The following is a 23,347-nucleotide window of genomic DNA, read 5'->3' as shown; positions in this document are numbered from 1 at the left end:
CACTTTCAAATTAATTATACTTTTTCAATGACCATCGCATATCCTTGTCCGACACCGATACAAAGGGTACACAATGCATATTTTTTATCCTGCTTCTGAAGTTCCATGGCTGCAGAGCCTACAATTCTTGCTCCGGATACTCCCAGCGGGTGACCGATTGCAATGGCACCTCCATTCGGATTTATTCTTTCATCATCATCTTTTAAACCTAAGCTTCTTGTTACAGCCAGTGCCTGTGCTGCGAATGCTTCATTTAATTCGATGATATCCATATCCTCAAGGGATAGATTTAATCTTTTCAACAATTTTTGAGTAGCTTCCACCGGTCCGATTCCCATAATTCTTGGTTCGACACCTGCCACAGAAGATCCCAGAATTTTTGCTTTAGGTTTTAAACTATATTTTTTTACCGCTTCTTCGCTCGCTAAAATCAAAGCAGCAGCTCCGTCATTCATTCCTGAAGCATTTCCTGCAGTTACCGTTCCTTCTTTTCGGAAAGCCGGACGAAGTTTTGCCAACCCTTCCATCGATGAAGAAGGTTTAATAAATTCATCTTTTTCGAAAATGATTGGATCGCCTTTTCTCTGAGGAATTTCAACTTTTACAATTTCTTCTGCCAGTCTTCCGCTTTCCTGAGCTTTTGTTGCTTTCTGCTGAGACCAAAGAGCAAATTTATCCTGATCCTCCCTGTTGATCTGGTGAATATCTGCTAAATTTTCAGCGGTTTCTCCCATCCCGTCAACCCCGTACATTTCTTTCATTTTAGGATTGATAAAACGCCATCCGAAAGTTGTATCAAACATCTGGCTGTCTCTTCCGAAAGCAGCGCTGGGCTTTGACATTACATAAGGAGAACGCGTCATATGCTCCACTCCTCCTGCAATATAAATTTCTCCTTCTCCTGCAGCAATTGAACGGAATGCATTGGCTACCGCAGACATTCCTGAAGCGCATAGTCTGTTGACAGTTTCGCCACCAATTTTATAAGGAAGACCAGCCAATAAAAGTCCCATTCTTGCAACGTTTCTGTTATCTTCTCCAGCCTGATTGGCACAACCGAAAATAACATCTTCAATTTCCTCCACAGGAACTTCAGGATTTCTTGCTACTACTTCTTTGATTACAATAGCAGCCAGATCATCGGCTCTTACTTCTGATAATCCTCCCTGTAATTTTGAGATGGGAGTTCTGACATAGTCTATGATGTATACGTTGTTCATAATTATTTTAATATAACAATCTGATAATGTAACAGTATAACAATACCGGATTTATTTGTTTTTATTTCTTAATTCTAAAGCCTGTTTTAAAGTATAAGGTTCATATTTAAAGTCCGGTCCGAACATTCTTTTGGCATTTTCTTCAAGGGTAGAATCGAAACCTGCTTCTTTTCTTCTTTTATTAACATTTTTAAGATCTTGTACCGGCCATACAAAATTGACAAACACCTGTTTACCATCTTTATCTTTTGTCATTTCACCTTTTCCCTGTGTTCCATAGATCTGTTCTTTATCTTGCTGCATCAGGTACCTGTCCTCCATCATAGCAACCCAGGTGAAAGGAATTTCCTTCTTTTTTCCAGCTTCTTTAATGAGAGGCAGGTATTTTCCAATTTTTGTTGAATGCTGAATTACATACCAGGCCGCCTGATTGGTAGGTTCTCCTACCAGGGTTTTCCCGGGATAGCCATATTGAGCAATAATTTTTTCAATCTTCTGCATGTTCAGACTATCGTGTTCCGCCACCAACATCCAGTTTTTCTTTTTGAATTCTTCTTGGTCAATATTCAGGTCTTTCAAGAGTTGCTCTTTTTTCTCGGGAGTGATCTCAGTATCAAAAAGCATTCTATACCCCTGATCCACCTTCATAATAGCATCAAGTTCTTTTTTCAACACTTCGTTCACTTTCTTCTGGGCATTAACGAGAAGGGTTGAAATCCCAAAAAGTAACATAAATATTTTTCTCATTTTGGTTAATCTGGTGTTTGGTATTAAGTTTTATAAGTCGGTTACTTTTTTCCCTATTTTGTAGACTGTTCCTACAAATTTTGCAATCAGCTCGCTGTTTTGATTTGTGATCTGAATGTCATACACTGCTGTTTTCCTTGTATCATTAACCAAAACACTTTCTGCTCTGAAAACATCACCTGCCTTTCCTGCCTTGGTAAAATTGATGATGCAGTTCAAGGCTACAGCAGCATCTCCGGTATTATTGGAAGAAAATGCCAGCGCAGAGTCTGCAAATGCAAAGGTAACACCACCATGAACTGTCTTAAGGCCGTTCAGCATATCCTTCTTGATCGGCATTTCTATTAAACAGTAATTTTCTTTTACTTCAATCATCCTGATATTCATCCACTGGGAAAAATAATCCTGATTGAACATATAATCTGCTACTTGTCTTGGATTCATTTCTATTAATTATATGTTTGTTATTTCTTCATACAGCTCATCGGATAATCTGTCGTAAACATTCATTGTTTTACCCAGAATGATCTGCCCGTATGAAAGATTTTCTGAATCTGATGAATTTTCAGAGGGATAGGATGCGTTTAAATCAATTCCATTTTCGTTGGCTAATCTTTTGATCAGCTCTTTATATTTTTCATTAAACTTTCCCAGTAACTCGAGTCTTTCCTGCTCATTAACAGAGGATGCTTCCTGAGTTAAATACTGTTTCTCAATCAGAAGCCTGGTTTCCAGTTCAGCCCTGAATTCATCTATATTCATTATAAGTTAATTTATTCATTAATAATCCTATTCAAATCTTTAATTCCATTTTCATAAGATCTTTTGAAATAAAATTTAATTACGAAATAGATTATTGTATAAAACATAGCAAGTGGTAATAATAATGCTAATGCAATTGCTCCAGTTTGAAAGCAATTAACAATTATCGCAAAAACCGGAAGAATACCCCAAACAAATAACATTATTCTAAAAGTTCTATGAAATTTTGAATTCAACTTTATTATTGTCTCATGTTCCTTTTGAAACAATTGACCTTCAAAAACACACAAAGCTCCCAATGGTACCTCGGCACTTATTACTTTAAAAAAATTTTTCTCCGTATATCCTCTTAAAAATTTTCTAGTACGGTTCATTGTTAGAGAATAACTTTTCTCACTATTGCTATTTATATTTGATAAAATCTTTTCAACAGAGTTTAAAGATTTTATTTCATCATATCTTTCAGGAAAATATTTCATATTACATTTTCTTCAACAAAGGACTTTGCCTGTATCTTTCTTCCTGATATTCTTCGTAAAGGTTTTGTAAAGTTTCGGAGATTTTTGCATATCCGATCTCTTTACCCCAGCTTAATAATCCTTTCGGATAGTTGACGCCTTTCTGCATGGCCAACTCAATATCTTCGTCATTGGCTACTCCTAATCTTTTCGCTTCAACAGCCTCATTAATCAACATGGAAATGATTCTTAAAAAGATCTGCTGGTATAAAGCATCGTCTTTCTGAGCAACAGGTTTTTCTGCTCCTTCACTGTAATCGTAGAAGCCTTTTCCTGTTTTTCTGCCGTGAAGTTTGGCTTCAGACATTCTTTGCTGAAGTAAGGATGGTTTGTATTTCGGATCGTAGAAATAGTCTTTGTAAACAGTTGTTGTTACAGCAAAATTTACATCCACTCCGATAAGATCCATCAATTCGAAAGGTCCCATTTTGAAGTTTCCTAAAGTTTTCATGGCATCATCTACCTGTTCCGGTGTTGCAATATTTTCTTCAACAATTCTCAAGCCTTCCCCATAATAAGGTCTGGCAATTCTGTTGACGATGAATCCGGGAATATCTTTGGCAATAACAGGAGTCTTCCCCCATTCTTTCATGAGGTTGTAGATTTTTTCTGCTAATGTTTTTTCTGTTAATAAGGATGGAATAACTTCCACTAAAGGCATAAACGGAGCCGGATTGAAAAAGTGAATTCCGATGAAACGCTCCGGTTTCTTTAGTTCTGCACCCAGAGAGGTGATAGAGATAGATGAGGTATTGGAACTAAGAATACAGCTTTCTGAAACATAATTTTCAAGCTCTGTAAAAACTTTTGTCTTGATCTCTTTGTTTTCGATAATGGCTTCAATAATCAGCTCACAATCTTTGAAATCTCTCAGTTCTGTAGCAATGGAAATGTTGGCTAAAATTTCAGTCATTTTCTCCGCTGAAATTTTTTGTTTATCCACCAATTTGGTCAATGTTTTTTCCAAACCTACCGTGGCCGTTTCTACTTGTTTTGCATTGGCGTCATACACCCATACTTTGCATCCGTTCGTTGCGGCTACCTGTGCAATGCCGATTCCCATTGTTCCGGCACCGATAATTCCTACATTCATATTTTAAATTTGAAAATTTGAAAATGAGTTAATTTGAAAATTACTTAATTTTGAACTTGAAATAATTTTAGACAGGATTAATAAAATTTCTTTTAAATCAGATAGTAATTTTTCGTTTGGAGATTTCAAATATGGAGACTTTAAGCACAGCAAAAGCCAATACTCTTTAGCTGCAATTTTTAATTTATGAATAAAATCTGCCTTACTTTCTGCATTTTGAGCTTCTCTTACATTCGCTCCAATTGAAGTTCCTGATTTAAAAATTTGATTTGCCAAAGGAATTTTTTTCGCATCGTATAAATATTCTGAAAATTCAATGATATTGAGTGCAAAATCAAAAGTCTTATTTACAATAATATTTTCTTTGTCATTCCTCATTTTCAAATTCTCAAATTAACTCATTTTCAAATTAATTATTTTCCTTTATAATTAGGTTTTCTTTTCTGTAAAAAGGCGTTTACACCTTCAATAAAGTCTTCTGTTTCTGCAGCTTCCTGCTGAAGATCACCTTCCAGTTCCAGTTGTTCTTTCAATGTATTGTTATAAGAATGGGCAAATGCTTTTTTCGTAAGCTTTATGGCTGCTGTCGGCATGTTTGCCATTCTTTCAAGGATTTCCATAGATTTTGGAACAAATTCTTCTTCACTGAAAACTTCCGCTACAAGGCCATAAGATTTGGATTCTTCTGCAGATAATTTTTTACCTGTAAATGCTAAATAATTAGCCAATTGTCTGCCTAAAAGTTTAGGTAAGAAGTAAGTTCCTCCGGTATCAGGAATCAAACCGATATTTGAAAATGCCTGAGCAAAATATGCTTTTTCATTTGCTAAAACGAAATCAGAGATCAATGCCAACATCGCTCCAGCTCCTACTGCAGGACCATTGACTAAAGCAATAACCGGCTTTTTGCAACGGGTAACTTCCAAAACCAGTGGATTATAATAATCGACCACAATTTTTCTGATGATGTCATGATCGTGATGTTCTTTGCCTACCACAAAAGCTTCATCCAGATTCTGACCTGAGCAGAACGCTCTTCCTCTTCCGGAAATAGCAACACATCTTACGGTTTCGTCTTCACTGCATTCTTTGACAAAATCTCTAAGATCCGCTAAAGCCGGCTTGGTAAGGGCATTCATGGTTTCCGGTTGATTAAGATATGCGATTTTAAGCTTCCCGTCAAAATGCGTTTCAATATCGAGTTGTGTATACATAGTTTTTATTAATTTATTATTTAACAATGCACTAATTTAACAATATAAATTCATGTAACCACCTAAGATTTTAACAATCTAGCAATACCATCGTTATGCTCTGCATATTCGTCAATTTTATTGATGGGCTATGGTTAATTCATTGTTTACAGTTATCGCATTATTAATGACATTTAAAATAATCAAAAGGCTCCAGGCAGTCTAAACATTGATACGAGGCCTTACACAAAGTAGACCCGAATCTGCTGATCTGCTTGGTATTCTCAGAACCACAGCGTGGACATTTTTTCGGTTTCCCGATGTGATGTTCGTCTGCTCCTTTTTCGGGAGGAGTGATTCCGTACGCACGGAGTTTTTCTCTCGCTTCATCTGTTAACCAGTCTGTTGTCCAGATCGGAAACATTTTGGTTACTACTTTTGCTTCCCATCCATTTTCTTTCATCATTTTGATAATATCCTCTTCGATGGTAAACATAGCAGGACAGGCAGAATAAGTAGGAGTAATGATCACTTCACAGGTGTTTTCACCTGTAACCTTTGCATCTCTTACAATTCCCAATTCTACAATGTTGATTACCGGAATTTCCGGATCTGGGATTGTTTTTAATAAATCTAAAAGCTGATTCATATTTTATTTTTTATCAGAATCAAGAATTATTTTCATTGCTTTCTGATAATCTAAATTATCTGTTATGCCGTTGTGATACTGATCTTTTAATATAATCAGGCTATCATCTTTTTTAAAATTATTCTTAAGTTTTAAAGATGCCTTGTAATTAATAACCTCATCTTTATCGCCATGAAAAATAATTATCGGTGACTTAACTGTTTCTAAATATTTACCGGTTTCAAAATTATATTTCAGTAAAAATCTCGGAAGAAATGAAAATTTCTGGCTCATTTCATCTTCTGTGCTATAATATGGAGCCTGTAAAATAAGCAATTTTGCTTGATGCTCTGACGCCAGTTTTGCAGCCAGTCCTGTTCCTACAGAATATCCTAAAATAATAATCCTATTCTCCGGATATCGTTTCAAAAGTTCTTTATACGCAGCATCAACATCCGAAAAAATCTGATCTTTACTGCTAATTTTATCTTCACTTTTTCCATAGCCCCGGTAATCAAGTATAAACGTATCATAGTTCATACTTCTGTATAACTGAGCTACTTCTCCCCAGCCCTTTATTGACCCTCCGTTTCCATGAAGATATAAGATGACTCCTTTTGGATTTTGTGCTTTAAATAATACAGCATTTAAATTCTTATTATCTTTTGTTCTGATCGTTACTTCTTCAAAATCATTATCAAATTTAAATTTGTAATTATCCGGCAGCTTTTCCGGATAAAAAATAATTTTCTCCTGATAGAAATAAAGACCAATACATAATATCACATAGACCGCAAGAAAAAAAGCCAATATTCCCAGAAGCAATTTTTTCATGACTTTTTACCAAGTACATCCAGGATATGCTCTCTGCATATACTGAAGCTCACAAAGGATATATCCGAAATATTCCGTGTGATATCCTGTTCTGGATTTTGGCTGCATGAAAGGATTCTGCGGATATTCTAAACCGAAATCTACAAAATCTTTCTTTGTAATCGCAAGGAATTCTCCATAAAGGACATCTGTATCCGGAGCAATATTCAAAGCTACCAAGTCTTCCTCTCCTTCTGTTTTCGCAAAAAGACCTTTTGTATATTCCCAGATATTTTCAACAGCTTTTACTAAACGGGACTTACTTTCTTCTGTTCCCTGGGCAAAGATTTTCATCCATGATGCGGCGTGCGTATAATGATATCTTACTTCTTTTAATGATTTCTGGGCTATGGCGCTCAATTCTTCATTAGCAGAGTTTGATAATGCTTCATACATCAGTTTCTGATATACTGCAAAAACATAAACTTTCAGAATGGTTTGGGCATAATCTTCATTGGGAAGTTCTGTCCAGTGGGCGTTCAGATATTCGTGCTCATATCTTAAAAACGCAATATCATCTTCACTTTTACCGTTATCAATCACTCTTGAAGCATAAACATAAAAGTTATTCGCTTGTCCCAGCTCATCCAATGCAATATTCGTCAATGCAATATCTTCCTCTAAGTAAGGACCTTCACCGCACCATTCAGACAGACGTTGCCCCATAATGAAACTGTCATCTGCTAGTTTTAATAAATAATTATATAATGGGTTCATTATTTTAGCTTTTGGCTTTTGGCATATAGCTTTTAGCAAATTGCAAGCAGCTAATAGCCATTAGCGTTTTTACATATTTTTTACATCGTTTGGAATCTCGTAGAAAGTTGGATGACGGTATAGTTTATCGTCTGCCGGATCAAAGAAAGCTTCTTTATCCACTCCTTCCGAAGTCACAATATATTTGCTTGGAACAACCCAAACAGAAGTCCCTTCTTTTCTTCTTGTATAAACGTCTCTTGCGTTCTGCAAAGCCATTTCTGCTGTTGGTGCCTGCACAATTCCAACGTGTTTGTGGGATAATCCCGGTTTAGTCTGAATAAACACTTCCCACATATCTAAATTTGCCATAGTCAAATTAATTTAACAATGTATCAATGTACCAATTTAACAATGAGATGCTTCGACAAGCTCAGCATAACAATGATTGTTACATTTCTACATTGGTATATTGTTACATTATTATATTACTTCTTTTTGTTGTTTCTCCGCAAAAGCTACTGCGGCTTCTTTTACCCAAGCATTCTCTCTCTGAGCTTTTCTCTTCGTCTCGATACGCTTCTTGTTACAAGGTCCGTTTCCTTTCAAAATTTCCATGAATTCGTCCCAAGGAAGTTCCCCGAAATCGTAATGCTGTCTTTCCTCATTCCATTTCAGATCTTTATCAGGAATAGTTAATCCTAAAAATTCAGCCTGAGGAACGGTAACGTCGATAAATCTCTGACGAAGACTGTCGTTACTTTCTCTTTTTACTCTGTAATTCATAGAAATTTTAGAGTTTGGTGAGCTGTCATCATTAGGTCCGAACATCATCAGAGCCGGCCACCAGAAACGGTTTAATGAAGCCTGAGCCATTTCTTTCTGCTGTTTTGTACCACGGCAAAGTGCCATCAGGATCTCATATCCCTGTCTTTGGTGGAAAGATTCTTCTTTACAGATCTTCACCATCGCTCTTGAATACGGGCCATAAGAATTTCCCATCAGCATTACCTGGTTCATAATGGCAGCTCCGTCTACCAGCCAACCGATAGCTCCTATATCTGCCCAGCTTAGGGTAGGATAATTGAAGATACTTGAGTACTTTGCTTTTCCTTCCAGCATATCATCATAAGTAGCATCTCTGTCTGCCCTGATACTTCCGTCTCCTAGAGTTTCAGTAGCAGAGTAAAGGTATAAACCATGACCTGCCTCATCCTGAACTTTCGCCAAGAGAGCCATTTTTCTTCTCAATGAAGGGGCTCTGGAGATCCAGTTGGCTTCCGGCAGCATTCCCACAATTTCAGAATGGGCGTGCTGTGAAATCTGACGAACCAATAATTTCCTGTAATCATCAGGCATTACATCTTTTGGCTCTACTTTATTTTCTTCGTGAACGTATTGAACAAATTTTTCTAAGTCCATAATTTTTTAATTTGAAAATTTGAGAATTAGTTAATTTGAAAATTATTTTGAGAAACTGAGAATAAGTTATTACTCATTTTCAAATTTCCAAATTAGCACATTTTCAAATTGAATTAAACATCATAATTAAGCATCACCACATTCGTTGTCGGGTGACATTGACAGGTAAGAACATAGCCTCTGGCTACTTCTTCTTCGGTAAGCGCATAGTTTTTCTCCATGAAAACTTCTCCTTCCAGAACTTGTGCTTTACACGTACAACAAACGCCTCCTTTACATGCAAAAGGTACAGGAAGATTGTCTTTCAATGCTTTATCTAAGATACTCTCTTTTTTGGAATTAAGGTGGAATGAATATTCATCATCATCAATGATTACCGTTACCATACTTTCAATATTGGCAATGGCTTTGAATTCTTCACTCATTTCCTCCGTATTTTCTTCATCCGGAGCGGTGAAATATTCAAACAATACCTGGATAGCAGGAACCTTTTTATCTTTTTTCAGATAATCCGCAATTCCTTTGATCATTTCTGAAGGTCCGCAGATGAAATAAGTTGCTTCTCTTACATCAATATCTGCATATCTTTCAAATAACTGCTCCAGTTTTTCAGCAGAAATCCTTCCTTCGAAAACAGGATCTTCGTGCTTTTCACGGCTTACCAGGTAAACTACTTTAAGCCTTCCGTTGAACTGTTCTACCAGCTTATCAATTTCAGCTTTTCTTAAAACATGATTCATACTTCTGTTGCTATAGAACAGATATGCATTACTGTTAGGTTCCTGATAAAGACTTTCTTTAATATTGGATAAAACAGGAGTGATTCCGCTTCCTGCTGCCAATCCAACATAGGTTTTCACATTTGTCGGATGATAAGATGTATTGAAACCACCCATCGGAGGCATTACTTCCAATACTTCATCCATATGAAGATGCTCATTGAAATAGCCTGATACTTTTCCGCCTTCAAGCAATTTCACCAATACTTCCAGTGTATTGCTTTTTTCACTGGGCGCATTACAGATAGAATAAGAACGTCTTTCCTCATTCCCGTTGATCATCATCCGGAAATTCAGGTACTGCCCCTGTTTGAACCTGAACTTATCTTTCAGCTCTTCAGGAATTTCCACCGCTACATTTACTGCATCGGGAGTGTCTTTCTGAACCTTAACTGTTTTAAGTTTATAAAATGAATTCATTATTTTTTTAGTATTCTGTTAATTTTTCCACCTTCGCACTTTGGCAGGCTGTCCTGGGCATGAACTTTCACTTTTGTAGTGATGCCTACCCGTTTTTTTATTTCGTTTTCTATGTTTTTTCCAAAATTCCCGACAAAATTAAAATAATCATCGGTATTGGCTTCTATTTTCTGAGATTTCACCAGGTCATCATCTATTTCAACATCAATATCCAAAGCGATGCACATGTGCTCTTTTTCTACAGGCGTCAGATAATAGTTAGGAACCACTCCTTTTACATAGGAGAAAGCATCTTCAATCTGACTTGGATAAACATTTACTCCTCTTACAATCAGCATATCATCTGCCCTTCCAACAATGGGTTTCATTTTCACCATTGTCCTTTTAGCATTTTCGTCATAGTAAAGACTTGTAATATCATTGGTCCAGTAACGCAAAAGCGGCATTGCTTTTTTTGTTAATGTTGTAATCACCAATACCCCTTCTTCTCCGAAAGGAACAGGATGCTTCGTGATCGGATCTAAAATTTCAGGATAGAAATGATCTTCCCAGATATAAGCTCCGCCTTTTTCCTCAAAATCCTCCATGGAAACTCCAGGTCCGATAATTTCACTCAATCCGTAGATATTGGTTGCATGAACTCCTAATCTTTCTTCGATGTGCCCTCTGATAATTTCAGTCCACGGCTCTGAACCTAAAACAGCATATTTAAGACTGATTTCATCTGCTGAAATTCCTCTTTTTGCAAATTCATCCGCAATCGTTAAAGCATATGATGGCGAGCAGCAGATTACTTCCGGCTTAAAATCCACAATCAGATCCACCTGTCTTGCCGTCATTCCACCGGAAATAGGAAGAACACTCATTCCCAGCATTTCTGCTCCATAATGAAGTCCTAATCCACCGGTAAAAATCCCGTAACCGTAAGCATTATGTAACTGCATTCCCGGCTTGGCACCAGCAGCATTCAATGATCTTGCCACTACTTCACTGAAAAGATCAACATCTTCTTTGGTATATCCTACCACAGTCGGTTTTCCTGTCGTTCCGCTTGAGCAATGAATACGCTGAAGCTCGCTTTTAGGAACGGTAAATAATCCGAATGGATAGTTATCTCTTAAATCCTGTTTGTAAGTAATGGGAAGTTTCGTGATATCCTCAATCGACCTTATATCCTGTGGAGATATTTGCAGTTCATCAAATTTCTTTTTATAAAATTCCGACTTCTCCCCCAAATAGCTGATCAGGCTGATCAACCGGTCGGATTGAAGCTGTCTCAACTGATCCAGCTTCAGATATTCAACTGAAAAATCCATAAAACTAACTAACATTTGTTAGGTGTAAATTTAAAAAGATTTTGGAAGCTGGCAAAATTTTTATGACTTTTGTCATATTTTGAATGATTCTAAATAAAAAAATAAAAGCTCAAATGCTTTTTGTTGTAAAAAGTATAATGTAAAATGTATTAATAATTCTTCTTGTCAAGACCTATGAATGTTGGTTTCCCAACAGGCCGAAAAGAATCTTTTCCCTTATTTCATCTGTGATTTCATCCGTGGAATCACTACTTCTTTTGAACCAGAAATAGGAGTTATTTAAAGTATGAAGGATAAATCTTGTGGTAAACGACGGAGATTTCAGTTCCCAGTTTTCAGCTTTATAAATTTCAGAAATCAGCTCTTCAACCTCCTGCTGATAATTTTTTCTCAATTCAACAAATTCGGGAAGCCTTTCTTCAAGATGCTTCCATTCATTGGAATAAATATGGGTAACGTCACGGTTTTTAAGAACTACGGAAAGGTGCCTGTCCAGCAATAAATTCAATTTTTCCCTTGGAGCTACATCTGTATTTTTTACTTCCTGAAGCTCATCAAAAAAATCCTGGGCAATACCAAAACAAATCCATTCCAAAATTTCTTCCTTTGAACGGATATGCGCATACAATGAAGCTGCTTTAATATTGAGTTTAGTAGCCAGATCTCTTACCGAGCTTCCCATATAGCCTTTTTCTTTGAAAAGCTCTACTGCTACATCTAGTATTTTTCTCTGTTTTTCTTTTAGTTCCATCTGGTAAAATGCAAAAGTAATTATTCTGAATTAAACTGCTTGTTTTTTGATCATAAAAGATTAATCCATCCGAACCAATTCAATCCGTGCATTTACCTTCTGTTGTTAGCTGCTATAATTATAATATGACTATTTGTTCATAGATTTTAAATAAATAATTACGAAATCGGAAATTTTGTCAAGTTAAATTTCCGTTAAAAATGCAAAATCCGGAAATTTTGTCTATATTTTTTGTAAATTTAATAATTGAACAGTTTTTGCGATACAGTCATCGATTAAATGATTAAATAATTGATTGGCATTAAGAAACTGAGCCTCAGAATTTGGTTTCTTGATGTTTTTTAAAAACTAAACTTTAAACGAATCATTACCAAAAATATATAAAATATGAACTTAAACCAATATACTGTAAAATCACAGGAAGCCATCCAGGCAGCGCAACAGGTTGCGATGGAATTTGGCAACCAAAGCATTGAACCCCAACATCTCCTTGAAGGAATTTTTCAGGTAGATGAAAATATTTCGCCTTTCTTATTAAAAAAGTCTGAAGCAGATGCTGCATTAGTAAGAGAGCGCAATCGTGAAAACTTAGAAAAGCTTCCTAAAGTACAGGGAGGAAATATTTATCTTTCACAACCTGCCAACAAAGTATTGCTGGACGCACCCAATATTGCCAAGAAAATGGGTGATGAATATGTAACGATTGAGCATTTATGGCTATCACTTCTGGAAACCACTTCAGAAGTATCCAAAATGTTGAAAGATATGGGTGTAACCAAAAATCTCCTGGAAGGTGCTATCAAAGAATTAAGAAAAGGAAGCAAAGCGACTTCTGCAAGTTCGGAAGAAACGTATCAATCCTTAAACAAATATGCTAAGAACTTTAACGAATTAGCAGCAGAAGGCAAGCTGGATCCTGTTATCGGGCGTGATGAAGAAATCAGAAGAGTTCTGCAGATCCTTTCAAGAAGAACCAAAAATAATCCGATTCTTATCGGGGAGCCGGGTGTAGGTAAAACAGCGATTGCTGAGGGAATCGCTCATAGAATTATCAGCGGTGATGTTCCTGAAAACCTTATGGATAAAACATTATATTCATTGGATATGGGAGCTTTGATCGCCGGAGCAAAATATAAAGGTGAATTTGAAGAGCGTCTGAAATCGGTTGTCAACGAGGTTATCAAATCGGATGGTCAGATTATTCTTTTCATTGACGAGATTCACACATTGGTTGGTGCCGGAGGTGGTGAAGGAGCCATGGATGCAGCCAACATCTTAAAACCCGCTCTGGCAAGAGGAGAATTAAGAGCCATTGGGGCAACAACCTTGAACGAATATCAAAAGTATTTTGAAAAGGACAAAGCGTTAGAAAGACGTTTCCAGAAAGTGATGGTGGAAGAACCAGATACTGAATCTGCAATTTCTATCCTTCGTGGTATTAAAGATAAATATGAGGCTCACCACAAAGTAAGAATCAAAGATGAGGCAATTATTGCCGCTGTGGAAATGTCTCAAAGATATATTTCAGACCGTTTTTTACCGGATAAAGCCATCGACCTTATTGATGAGGCTTCGGCTAAACTGAGAATGGAAATCAATTCAAAGCCTGAAGAACTGGACGTATTGGACAGAAAACTGATGCAGATGGAAATTGAGCTGGCTGCTATCTCAAGAGAAGGCAACCAAACCAAAATTGATCACCTTAAAGAAGATATTGCCAAAATATCCGAACAGAGAAATGAGATCAATGCCAAATGGCTAAAAGAAAAACAGAAAAGTGAAGATCTTACACAGATTAAAAAAGATATTGAGTCTCTGAAATTGGAAGCAGAAAGAGCTTCCAGAGCCGGAGATTATGCCAAAGTAGCGGAGATCCAGTACGGAAAACTCCGTGAAAAGGAAGAAGAGCTCAGCAAAGTGGAGCTTGAAATGCAGAATCATCAGAATGAACTGATCAAAGAGGAGGTTACTGCAGAAAATATTTCTGAAGTCATTGCTAAATGGACAGGTATTCCTGTAACCAAATTACTTCAGTCTGAAAGAGATAAATTATTAAATCTGGAGACTGAACTCCACCATAGAGTTGTTGGACAGGATGAAGCGATCCAGGCAGTTGCAGATGCGATCAGAAGAAACAGAGCCGGATTGAGTGATGACAAAAAACCTATCGGATCTTTCCTATTCCTGGGAACAACCGGAGTGGGTAAAACCGAGCTTGCAAAAGCACTGGCAGAATTCTTATTCGATGATGAAAACAATATGACCAGAATCGATATGAGTGAATATCAGGAACGTCACAGCGTTTCAAGATTGGTAGGAGCGCCTCCGGGATATGTAGGATATGATGAAGGCGGACAATTGACTGAAGCGGTAAGAAGAAGACCTTACTCAGTGGTACTGCTGGATGAGATTGAAAAAGCACACCCGGATGTTTTCAACACTTTGCTTCAGGTTCTTGATGATGGACGTCTGACTGATAATAAAGGACGTGTGGTTAATTTCAAAAATTCAATCATTATTATGACCTCGAATTTAGGTTCACACCTGATTCAGGAAAATTTTGAGAATCTTACGGAGGAAAACCAGGATGAGATTGTGGATAAGACCAAAGAAGAAGTTTTTGATCTTCTTAAACAAACCCTTCGTCCGGAATTCCTGAACAGAATTGATGAAATTGTACTGTTCCAGCCATTAAGAAAAAAAGAAATCGGAAAAATCGTTCAGTACCAGTTGAGAGGTTTCAATGAAATGTTATCTAAAAGAAACATCATTATGACTTTCACTCAGGACGCAGTGGATTATCTGATGGATAAAGGTTATGATCCTGCCTTCGGAGCAAGACCATTGAAAAGAGTGATCCAGCAGGAAGTATTGAATAAATTATCAAAAGAGATTCTTGCAGGAAATGTGAATGATGGAGACAGAATCACTTTAGATTATTTTGAAGAAACAGGACTGGTTTTCAGACCTACTGAACAATAAAATAGTTTTTTTTCATATACATTATTTTTGTGAATAAGTGCTGTAGATTACTCTGCGGCACTTATTTTTTACGAACTCACTTCCTTACTATGTGAAATATTGTTATCTTTATTCAACTAATAACTAAAATAGAATCAATATGAAAAAGCTTAAAAGAAATGATCTTAAGAAAATTGATGGCGGACTTATCGCTCCAATCATCATGTGTGATGAAAACATGAACTGCCCGCCTAACCTTTGCTGCACATCAGGATATATCTGCAGAGACTGGAGAAAATACCCCTGCATTTAGACAAGAACGGAGAAAAAACATATTTCTCCGTTTTTTATAATATAAATTCAAGCTTGTTATCAGTATAAGTTACTGTGATTATTACAATCCGTAAAAACACGGAAAAATAACAGTATAATTCCCGATTCACAGATGCCCTTTCTACCATAATTTTTACGAAATTTGCATATTAATTAAGTTTTATCTGCAAAACACTAAGCTATGAATACAGAATCCAACAATCCGCTGCAACCTGGAACAATGTCAAACAGTCTTATCCAGGCGTTGATCAACAATTACCGTCAAAATCACCTAAGTGCTATCAATACGGCTTTAGGAATAGAAGATGCACATTCCATCTGGTTTGACCTTCCGAAATTAAAAAATTTCATCGCAAATATTGAGGCAGAGGCTGCCAAGGTAAATCCTGCGGCATCTGCAGAAGATTTAGGAGTCAGATTTTATTATTCTGCGTATCCGAAAGAGGAAAACTGGTCTATCATGGAATCTCACCCGGTTCCGATTGAATATGCAGGAAGACATACCTTAGTCATGGTTCCAACATTAAAAAAAGCTAATGAAACAGGAGAACTTATTGATTATGATTTTAATCCTTTCCAAAGCGCTGAAGGAAAGTCTCTAGCCCTGTCCAACAAATCCGCTAAAAACACGGGAGAAGATGATGATACAGGTCTTGGAGAAAATAGTGGAACACTTATTCCGCCATCACCGCCGATGGGCACATCTTATTAATTATCATTCATATTCTTAAACACAATATGACTGAGATTCAAAAAATTTTTTCGTCATTTATGTATTGGGGAGAAGCTTTTTCAGCTATAGTCTCCCTGATTTATTATAACCGCGTAAAAAAACAACCCTGGAAATATCTGGCAATTTACCTCATACTTATTTTTCTGTGTGAATCAGCAGTAAAATGGGGAGAAAAACCACTCAAAATTGATAGAATAAACTTTCACAACTACTTTGTGATTCCATTGCAGTTTATATTTTTTTATTGGCTGTACGCCAAAGAATCTTTAAAAAAAGTTAAGTTGTTCTATGTCATGACGGGAATATACCTTTTAACATATATTGTCAGGGCACTTTTTTTCCCGGAAAAGAAAGTAATATTTTCCTTCAATTATAACATAGGTTGTTTGCTCTTAATGGCTCTTGTCATTATGGAATATTATAAACAAGTTAATTCATCTGAAATTCTTAATTTCAGTAAAAACAAAATGTTTTATATCAATCTTGGGGTAACACTTTTTTATATAGCAAACATACCATTTATGACATTTAACTCTCTTCTTTGGAAATATATAGATATCTGGGATATGTATTTTATATATTTTCAGGTTTCAGGAGCAGTGATGTATATTTTATTTGCAAGTTCATTTATATGGGGAAAACAGAGCTCTTAATAACTATTATTTCATTCAATATCTTTTTTTTGATGTTTGTAATAGCTGTATTTATTTACATACGCAATTACAGACAGAGAAAAAAAGAATATCTGAATGAAATCGAAATGAAAAATGAACTTCATCAGCGAGAGCTTCTGGCTACTCAACTCGAAATACAGCAGGCCACCATGCAGCAGATCGGAAGAGAATTGCATGATAATATTGGTCAAAAACTTACCCTGGTAAGCCTCTATGTTCAGCAAATGCTTTATGAAAACAAAGTTCCGGAGGCAAGTGAAAGAATAGATCAGGTTTCACAGATTATTAATCAATCTTTACAGGACTTGAGGAGCTTGTCAAAAACATTAACCGATGACAATATCAACCAAAAGGAAATTGTAACTTTGATACAGGAGGAAGTAGACAATACCAATTCTTTTAAAAAGTGTAAAGTAAGTTTTGAGCATAATTTTAAACAGCTGGATTTGGGTTTTGTTCATAAAAATATGCTGCTAAGAATTACGCAGGAGTTTATTCAGAACAGCATAAAACATTCCCGTTGTAAAAATATTTTTATAACTCTGAATACTACTGAAGACATACTTTGGGAACTTGATATCCGTGATGACGGAATCGGGTTTGATACATCACAAATCAAATCCAACGGAATAGGTCTTACCAATATGAAAAACAGAGCTGAAATCATAGGAGCCAGCTTTCATATGGAAAGTAAAGAAAATGAGGGAACCCAACTTAATATTATCTTAAAAAAACAGTCATGAAAAAAAGCATCGTAATCGTTGACGACCATATACTCATTGCTAAAGCCCTGGAAGGCATTATTGGTAATTTTAATGAATTTGAAGTCATTTATGTCTGTGAGAATGGCAAAGATCTTATTCAAAAATTTGAAGAAGGAAACGCTATTCCAGATATTATTCTTCTGGATATCAGCATGCCTATTATGGATGGTTTTGAAACAGCAGTATGGCTTACAAAAAATCATCCCGGTATTAAAATCATGGCTCTGAGCATGCAGGGAGATGACAACAGCGTGATTAAGATGATCAAAAGCGGGGCAAAAGGCTATCTTTTGAAAAATACACATCCGAGAGATCTGGAGACTGCTCTTACACGACTGAACAGTGACGGCTTCTTTTACCCGGACTGGGCTTCCAAAATCATATTCACCAACCTTAATAAAGAAACTGAATCTGAAATTGTTGTGAAAATTTCAGACAGGGAAAAAGAATTCCTGAAATACACTGTGACTGAGCTTAGCTATAAGGAAATTGCAGACAGGATGTGCTGCAGCCCAAGAACAGTGGAAAGCTACCGCGACCAGCTGTGTGAAAAACTCGATCTGAAAACCCGTGTAGGCCTGGCAGTTTTTGCTATCAAAAACGGTTTTGCCAATTAAGATTCAGTGCGAAAATTTTATTTTAAAAATTAAATTCAAACGAAAAGTTTTCATTCAAAATCAGTAAAAAAAATAAAAATACACAAACACAACTTGAAATTAATTAAAATTCAAAACATATTCAATAACATTAAATTTAATTCAAATAAAAAGACAGATATTTGATAATATCTTAAATATTTTTAAAAAAAATTTGCATATCAATTTCAAATAATATAATTTCACATCCTCAACCTAAACGATTTTTGATATGAAAAAACTATTATTCGGAGCTTTTATGCTCACTGTAATGGCTGCGTGTAACAATGACAGCATCACCAATCAAAACGAAAATCCGACTGACGAATCAGTTACCACTCCAGGATTAGTTCAAAGAGGCTGTGCTTCTGAGGAAATCAGACAGGAGGCATTGAAAAAAAGTCCTGAACTTCAGCAAAGATTTGCTGCTCTGGAGACCAACACAGAAAAATTTGCCAACGATCTTAAAGTAGGAAAAGTTCTTGCGGACGGCAGTGTAGAAATTCCTGTGATTGTAAACGTTTTATACAGAACTACTGCAGAAAATGTTTCTGATGCAAGAATTGCTGAGCAAATTGCCGTATTGAATGCTGACTATTCAGGCACCAATAGTGATGTCAGTAAAATTCCTACTGAATTCCAATCCGTAAGCTCCGGTGATACAAAAGTAAAATTCAGACTGGTAAATACGGTTAGAAAATCTACTACAAAAACGAGCTGGGCTACTAATGATGATATGAAAAAAGCCTCAAAAGGAGGTATTGATGCTACTAATCCTACCAATTATTTAAACATCTGGGTAGTTGGTAAAATGACCAGCCAGGGACAAACTATTCTTGGATATGCAACTTTCCCGGAGTCTGCAGGATTATGGAACGATGGTGTAGTTATCGGTGCTCCGTATTTTGGAAAAACTGGAGCTTCTTCACCTTTCAATCTTGGAAGAACCGCTACGCATGAAGTTGGCCACTACTTAAACTTAAGACACATCTGGGGAGATGCCAATTGCGGAAATGACCTGGTAAGCGATACTCCTACACAAACTACTGCTAATTACGGAAAACCTTCTTATCCGCTATACAATACATGCAGCGGTGTACAAAGATCTGTAATGTTCATGAACTATATGGACTATGTAGATGATGCAGCTATGTTTATGTTCTCTGCAGGACAGAAAACAAGAATGCAGTCTGTAGTAGCTTCTTCTGGTGCAAGATCCGGATTAAGAGTTTATTAGAATATATTTTTAAATTATATTAAATCTATCCCAAACCAATGGGGTAGATTTTTTTTATACTCTTTAGCCTGGCAAAATGTTTACAAACTCTATGATGGCAACTTTATAGGCAGTATCAGCATTTGATCAAAAGCCAGATAATATGATAAACTGCACAGCTGGAATATTATAAAAACATTAAAATAGTCTGTCTCAATTTTTCGGATAGATTTTTTTAATATTTTTACCCGATTTTAATTTCAGCACCACTACCGATGAAAAAAACAGCATTAGCATCCGGAATACTATTGCAATTATATTGTATTAAAGCACAGGATACTATCCAATCCAGAAACCTCAATGAAGATCTGGCACTCATCAATTCAGGGTATACAATTCAGGAGAAGACTCCGTTTTTCAAAAAAGAATGGGTTAAAAAATCAGTGGCTCCTGCAATTCTTTTTACTGCCGCTGCAGCAACATGGGGAGAGAAAGAGAATATCCGTGAGGTAAGAAACCGTTATCTTCCCAACTTCAAAGTCAAATATGATGATTATCTTCAGTATGCTCCTGCTGTCGCTGTTTACGGATTAAAGCTCTCAGGTGTAAAGGGCCGGAACAATATAGGAAGAGCAACCTTATCCTATGGTACAAGTTTAGCCATCATGGCTATTTTAGTTAACTCTATCAAATATACAGCAAAAGTTGAACGACCTGACGGATCCAAAAATAATTCTTTCCCATCAGGACATGCCGCTATGGCTTTTACCAATGCAAGTTTTCTTCACAAAGAATACGGAATGGTAAACCCGGCTTACAGTATTGCAGGGTATGGATCTGCTACTTTAACAGGTCTTGGACGAAATTTAAATAACAGACACTGGGTTCCGGATATTCTTGCCGGTGCCGGTATCGGAATAATATCAACAGAACTCGGATATTTCTTTATTGATAAGATTTATAAGAACAAAGGGGATAATTTGAGTCTTTTATCCAGGATACAGGGAAATGACTATCCTTCTTTTCTTGCTCTGAAGATGGGTACAGCATTAGGTACAACCAACTTCCTTAAAGAGTCTGAGCTTGATGACAAAAAACAAACCGGGTTTGAGGGCGGACTGGAAGGCGCTTATTTTTTCTCTAAAAAATGGGGTGTCGGTGCAGATATAGCTTTCAGCAGCTTCCCAATTAAATCTCAAAGAATAACATTTGATGACGGGCAGGATTTTGGTGATCATGAAATCAAAACACAATCTATGGGATTCCTGGCTGCAGGCATTGGTCCCTATTTTTCCCATGAATTATCAGATAAATGGCAGCTTACCTTAAAGTTAACCGGAGGATATGCCGCAACTGCAAGTGGAAAAGTATTTGTAAAAGGAAACGAAATAGATACTCCTAATCACGAACTGCAGATAGCCAGATATAAACCTAAACCCGCCTTCCGATGGAATACAGGAGCTTCCATGACTTATAAATTTAATCCGGGATTAGGTCTTACCTTTTATACAGATTATAATCAGATCAACTCTACCATTCGTTATTACTTCAGTGATGAGATTAAAGAAAGCGCTGAACTGGACCAGGAACTTAATAACCTGATTGCAAAAGAAAAAGTTAATTATATCACATTAGGTTTAAGATTAACAGCCTATTTTTAAAATACAAAAGCCTTCAAAATCTGAAGGCTTTTATATTATAAATTTTTGCGGTTATTTTCCGGAGTATAATCCATAAACAGGTCACCATCCAGCTGCACCGATTTTACTTTCTTCTTAATGGGAATCACAAGATCAGTCATCTTCTGATCTTTTTCCCAGACAGACGGTGAAAAATGTAACTTTTCTGTACTTCCGTCTTCATAAGACAGTATTGCATCAAACGGAATAGCAAAGCCTCCAACATTGGTAACATTTACGGTAAGCATATCATTCATCTGGGATGCCCCTGATACTTTTAAGTCAATATAATTATTGGTATAAAACCAGTTCTGGAAGAACCAGTTCAGGTTTTTACCTGAACCTGTATTCATGGAATTGAAATAATCCCATGGAACCGGATGCTTCCCGTTCCAGTTATTCATATAATGATGTAATGCTTTTTTGAACAGCTCGTCTCCCAGATAATCTTTCAGAGCCAGATAAGACAAGGATGCTTTCACATAGGAATTGTTTCCGTACCCGGCACCACTCACCTGAGTACTCATTGTAATCACCGGCTGATCCTGTTCGGCAGATGGATCATTAATCCATTTTTTAACGCGGAAGTTTTTATAAAATTCTTTAGCTGCAGGTTCTCCGTTTTCATCAATTCCTATAAGATATTCCAGTGTAGTAGCCCAGCCTTCATCCATAAAAGCATATCTTGTTTCGTTGATTCCCATGTAAAAAGGGAAATATGTATGGGCAATTTCATGATCAGCTGTCAACCTCGCATCCTGAAGATCATCAGGAATACTTGTATCATTAATCATCATCGGATATTCCATATCTGCATACCCCTGAATAGCTGTCATTACATTGTAAGGATATTCTACGCCGGGCCAGTTCTTAGAGAACCAATCCAGATTATAACGCATCCAGTCTACATAGTGTTCAAAATCTTTCGCTCCGGATTTATATCCTGCCTGAACGCTTGCTCTTTTTGTTTTTAACTGAACACTTGCAGCATCCCAAACATAATGATTACTCAGTGCAAAACAGAAATCTGTGATATGGTTAGCCTTAAATTTCCATACATTCCATTTATTAGGTTTGGTCACTTTTCCGGACCTCATTTCCTGTTCTGTCGCGATGCGTACTAGCTTATCGCTTTTTAACGAAGCTTTATACCGTTTTAAATATTCCGGCTGAAGAACAGCTTCCGGATTAAGGAAATCACCTGTTGCCCAGACCACATAATTCTTTGGAGCTATAATACTGAAACTGTAATCATTAAAATCATTATAGAACTCCTGCCTATCCGAATGCTGAATCATATCCCATCCGTTATAATCATCATATACGGAAATTCTCGGAAAAGAATAAGCCACATAGAATGTTTCGGGATCAATCTGACCTTCTCTTCCACTCTGTACGGACAACGGATACTCCCATTCTATTTTAACCTCAGCTTTGGATTTTGATTTCAAAGCTGTTTTCAGTTTTACTTTTTCAACGGTACTCCAATCGTCACTGTTGATATCATATTTTGCACCGTTTACGATAAAAGATTTAATCTTAAGCCCTGAAGACAGGAAATCTTTGGATACAAACCCTGATCTTGGCGACTGCGGCTTATGAAGGTTATTCACAAAACGTATAGCCAGCTCATTCAGACTATCAGGACTGTTGTTGGTATAGACAATCGTTTCTTTTCCGGAAACTATTTTTGTACTGGCATCCACTTTTACCTCTACATTATACACTCCTTTGTTCTGCCAGTAATTTTTACCCGGTGCTCCGGAGATATCACGGGTTCCTCTTTCGTATGCTTTTTTAATATTCCTCGGCATATACAATTCCTGTGCTGATAATTGCAGCAAAGAAACTGCTACCAGCATCATGGAAAAAATTTTCTTCATAACGATCTTTTTAAAGATTGGCATCAAAAATAGCGAAAATCTGACATCGGT

Annotated in this window: 24 protein-coding genes; 7 read left to right on the top strand and 17 right to left on the bottom strand. The window is 36.6% G+C overall.

Annotation, left to right across the window (positions count from 1 at the left end; translation table 11 throughout):
• Window positions 1-14 precede the first annotated feature (14 nt).
• From pcaF to EL165_RS19045, 16 genes are all read right to left on the bottom strand, one after another.
• Window positions 15-1,220 carry a 3-oxoadipyl-CoA thiolase gene (pcaF, locus tag EL165_RS19120; RefSeq protein ID WP_002981766.1) on the bottom strand — a complete coding sequence of 402 codons (1,206 nt, stop codon included), beginning with the start codon at window positions 1,218-1,220 and terminating at the stop codon, window positions 15-17.
• Between the two features lie 51 nt (window positions 1,221-1,271).
• Window positions 1,272-1,967 carry a DUF6624 domain-containing protein gene (locus tag EL165_RS19115; RefSeq protein ID WP_002981767.1) on the bottom strand — a complete coding sequence of 232 codons (696 nt, stop codon included), beginning with the start codon at window positions 1,965-1,967 and terminating at the stop codon, window positions 1,272-1,274.
• Window positions 1,968-1,997: 30 nt separating this feature from the next.
• Window positions 1,998-2,411 carry a PaaI family thioesterase gene (locus tag EL165_RS19110; protein ID WP_002981769.1) on the bottom strand — a complete coding sequence of 138 codons (414 nt, stop codon included), beginning with the start codon at window positions 2,409-2,411 and terminating at the stop codon, window positions 1,998-2,000.
• A 9-nt stretch (window positions 2,412-2,420) separates the two neighbouring features.
• Entirely contained in the window at window positions 2,421-2,729 is a 309-nt protein-coding gene (locus EL165_RS19105; RefSeq protein WP_002981771.1) for a hypothetical protein, read from the bottom strand.
• Window positions 2,730-2,740: 11 nt separating this feature from the next.
• Window positions 2,741-3,208, bottom strand: a complete 468-nt coding sequence (locus tag EL165_RS19100; RefSeq protein ID WP_002981773.1) for a DUF3021 family protein — start codon at window positions 3,206-3,208, stop codon at window positions 2,741-2,743.
• A gap of 1 nt (window position 3,209) precedes the next feature.
• Window positions 3,210-4,340 (bottom strand): 3-hydroxyacyl-CoA dehydrogenase NAD-binding domain-containing protein, encoded by a 1,131-nt coding sequence (locus EL165_RS19095; protein WP_002981776.1) that lies wholly within the window; start codon window positions 4,338-4,340, stop codon window positions 3,210-3,212.
• A 3-nt stretch (window positions 4,341-4,343) separates the two neighbouring features.
• Window positions 4,344-4,718 carry a four helix bundle protein gene (locus tag EL165_RS19090; RefSeq protein WP_002981777.1) on the bottom strand — a complete coding sequence of 125 codons (375 nt, stop codon included), beginning with the start codon at window positions 4,716-4,718 and terminating at the stop codon, window positions 4,344-4,346.
• Window positions 4,719-4,753: 35 nt separating this feature from the next.
• Window positions 4,754-5,554, bottom strand: a complete 801-nt coding sequence (locus tag EL165_RS19085; RefSeq protein WP_002981778.1) for an enoyl-CoA hydratase/isomerase family protein — start codon at window positions 5,552-5,554, stop codon at window positions 4,754-4,756.
• Between the two features lie 163 nt (window positions 5,555-5,717).
• A complete protein-coding gene (gene paaD, locus EL165_RS19080; protein ID WP_002981779.1) occupies window positions 5,718-6,182 on the bottom strand; it encodes a 1,2-phenylacetyl-CoA epoxidase subunit PaaD in 465 nt (154 codons plus the stop codon).
• A gap of 3 nt (window positions 6,183-6,185) precedes the next feature.
• The gene (locus EL165_RS19075; RefSeq protein ID WP_002981780.1) at window positions 6,186-6,995 is read right to left on the bottom strand and encodes an alpha/beta hydrolase; all 810 of its coding nucleotides are present in this window, start codon (window positions 6,993-6,995) and stop codon (window positions 6,186-6,188) included.
• Between the two features lie 6 nt (window positions 6,996-7,001).
• Entirely contained in the window at window positions 7,002-7,751 is a 750-nt protein-coding gene (paaC, locus tag EL165_RS19070) for a 1,2-phenylacetyl-CoA epoxidase subunit PaaC (RefSeq protein ID WP_041461927.1), read from the bottom strand.
• A 69-nt stretch (window positions 7,752-7,820) separates the two neighbouring features.
• A complete protein-coding gene (paaB, locus tag EL165_RS19065; RefSeq protein ID WP_002981782.1) occupies window positions 7,821-8,102 on the bottom strand; it encodes a 1,2-phenylacetyl-CoA epoxidase subunit PaaB in 282 nt (93 codons plus the stop codon).
• A 111-nt stretch (window positions 8,103-8,213) separates the two neighbouring features.
• The gene (gene paaA / locus EL165_RS19060; protein ID WP_002981783.1) at window positions 8,214-9,152 is read right to left on the bottom strand and encodes a 1,2-phenylacetyl-CoA epoxidase subunit PaaA; all 939 of its coding nucleotides are present in this window, start codon (window positions 9,150-9,152) and stop codon (window positions 8,214-8,216) included.
• A 113-nt stretch (window positions 9,153-9,265) separates the two neighbouring features.
• Window positions 9,266-10,351 carry a 2Fe-2S iron-sulfur cluster-binding protein gene (locus EL165_RS19055; RefSeq protein WP_002981784.1) on the bottom strand — a complete coding sequence of 362 codons (1,086 nt, stop codon included), beginning with the start codon at window positions 10,349-10,351 and terminating at the stop codon, window positions 9,266-9,268.
• Window positions 10,351-11,667, bottom strand: a complete 1,317-nt coding sequence (locus tag EL165_RS19050; protein ID WP_041461928.1) for a phenylacetate--CoA ligase family protein — start codon at window positions 11,665-11,667, stop codon at window positions 10,351-10,353. The genes EL165_RS19055 and EL165_RS19050 overlap by 1 nt, the downstream gene beginning before the upstream one ends.
• 172 nt (window positions 11,668-11,839) lie before the next feature.
• On the bottom strand, window positions 11,840-12,418 hold the full coding sequence (locus EL165_RS19045; RefSeq protein ID WP_002981786.1) for a TetR/AcrR family transcriptional regulator: 579 nt from the start codon (window positions 12,416-12,418) through the stop codon (window positions 11,840-11,842).
• Between the two features lie 387 nt (window positions 12,419-12,805).
• On the opposite strand from EL165_RS19045, the gene clpB reads away from it, so the two are divergent.
• The 7 genes from clpB (at window position 12,806) to EL165_RS19010 (ending at window position 21,395) form a co-directional block, all read left to right on the top strand.
• Window positions 12,806-15,400, top strand: a complete 2,595-nt coding sequence (gene clpB / locus EL165_RS19040; RefSeq protein ID WP_002981787.1) for an ATP-dependent chaperone ClpB — start codon at window positions 12,806-12,808, stop codon at window positions 15,398-15,400.
• 139 nt (window positions 15,401-15,539) lie between these two features.
• The gene (locus EL165_RS25895) at window positions 15,540-15,692 is read left to right on the top strand and encodes a hypothetical protein (protein ID WP_002981788.1); all 153 of its coding nucleotides are present in this window, start codon (window positions 15,540-15,542) and stop codon (window positions 15,690-15,692) included.
• A 201-nt stretch (window positions 15,693-15,893) separates the two neighbouring features.
• Complete coding sequence (locus EL165_RS19035) at window positions 15,894-16,424, top strand: hypothetical protein (protein ID WP_002981789.1); 531 nt, start codon at window positions 15,894-15,896, stop codon at window positions 16,422-16,424.
• Window positions 16,425-17,130: 706 nt separating this feature from the next.
• The gene (locus tag EL165_RS19025) at window positions 17,131-17,862 is read left to right on the top strand and encodes a sensor histidine kinase (RefSeq protein ID WP_228370569.1); all 732 of its coding nucleotides are present in this window, start codon (window positions 17,131-17,133) and stop codon (window positions 17,860-17,862) included.
• On the top strand, window positions 17,859-18,500 hold the full coding sequence (locus tag EL165_RS19020; RefSeq protein WP_002981792.1) for a response regulator transcription factor: 642 nt from the start codon (window positions 17,859-17,861) through the stop codon (window positions 18,498-18,500). Before EL165_RS19025 ends, EL165_RS19020 begins: the two co-directional genes overlap by 4 nt.
• Window positions 18,501-18,750: 250 nt before the next feature.
• On the top strand, window positions 18,751-19,755 hold the full coding sequence (locus EL165_RS19015) for a zinc metalloprotease (RefSeq protein ID WP_002981793.1): 1,005 nt from the start codon (window positions 18,751-18,753) through the stop codon (window positions 19,753-19,755).
• Between the two features lie 254 nt (window positions 19,756-20,009).
• A complete protein-coding gene (locus EL165_RS19010) occupies window positions 20,010-21,395 on the top strand; it encodes a phosphatase PAP2 family protein (protein ID WP_002981794.1) in 1,386 nt (461 codons plus the stop codon).
• A gap of 35 nt (window positions 21,396-21,430) precedes the next feature.
• Here the strand turns inward: EL165_RS19010 and EL165_RS19005 are convergent, their stop codons facing one another.
• A complete protein-coding gene (locus EL165_RS19005) occupies window positions 21,431-23,296 on the bottom strand; it encodes a M1 family metallopeptidase (protein ID WP_041461930.1) in 1,866 nt (621 codons plus the stop codon).
• Between the last annotated feature and the right edge of the window lie 51 nt (window positions 23,297-23,347).

This window comes from Chryseobacterium gleum (assembly GCF_900636535.1).
GTDB lineage: Bacteria > Bacteroidota > Bacteroidia > Flavobacteriales > Weeksellaceae > Chryseobacterium > Chryseobacterium gleum.
The sequence above is the reverse complement of the archived record's forward strand: the minus strand, read 5'-3'. Positions and strand labels throughout refer to the sequence as shown.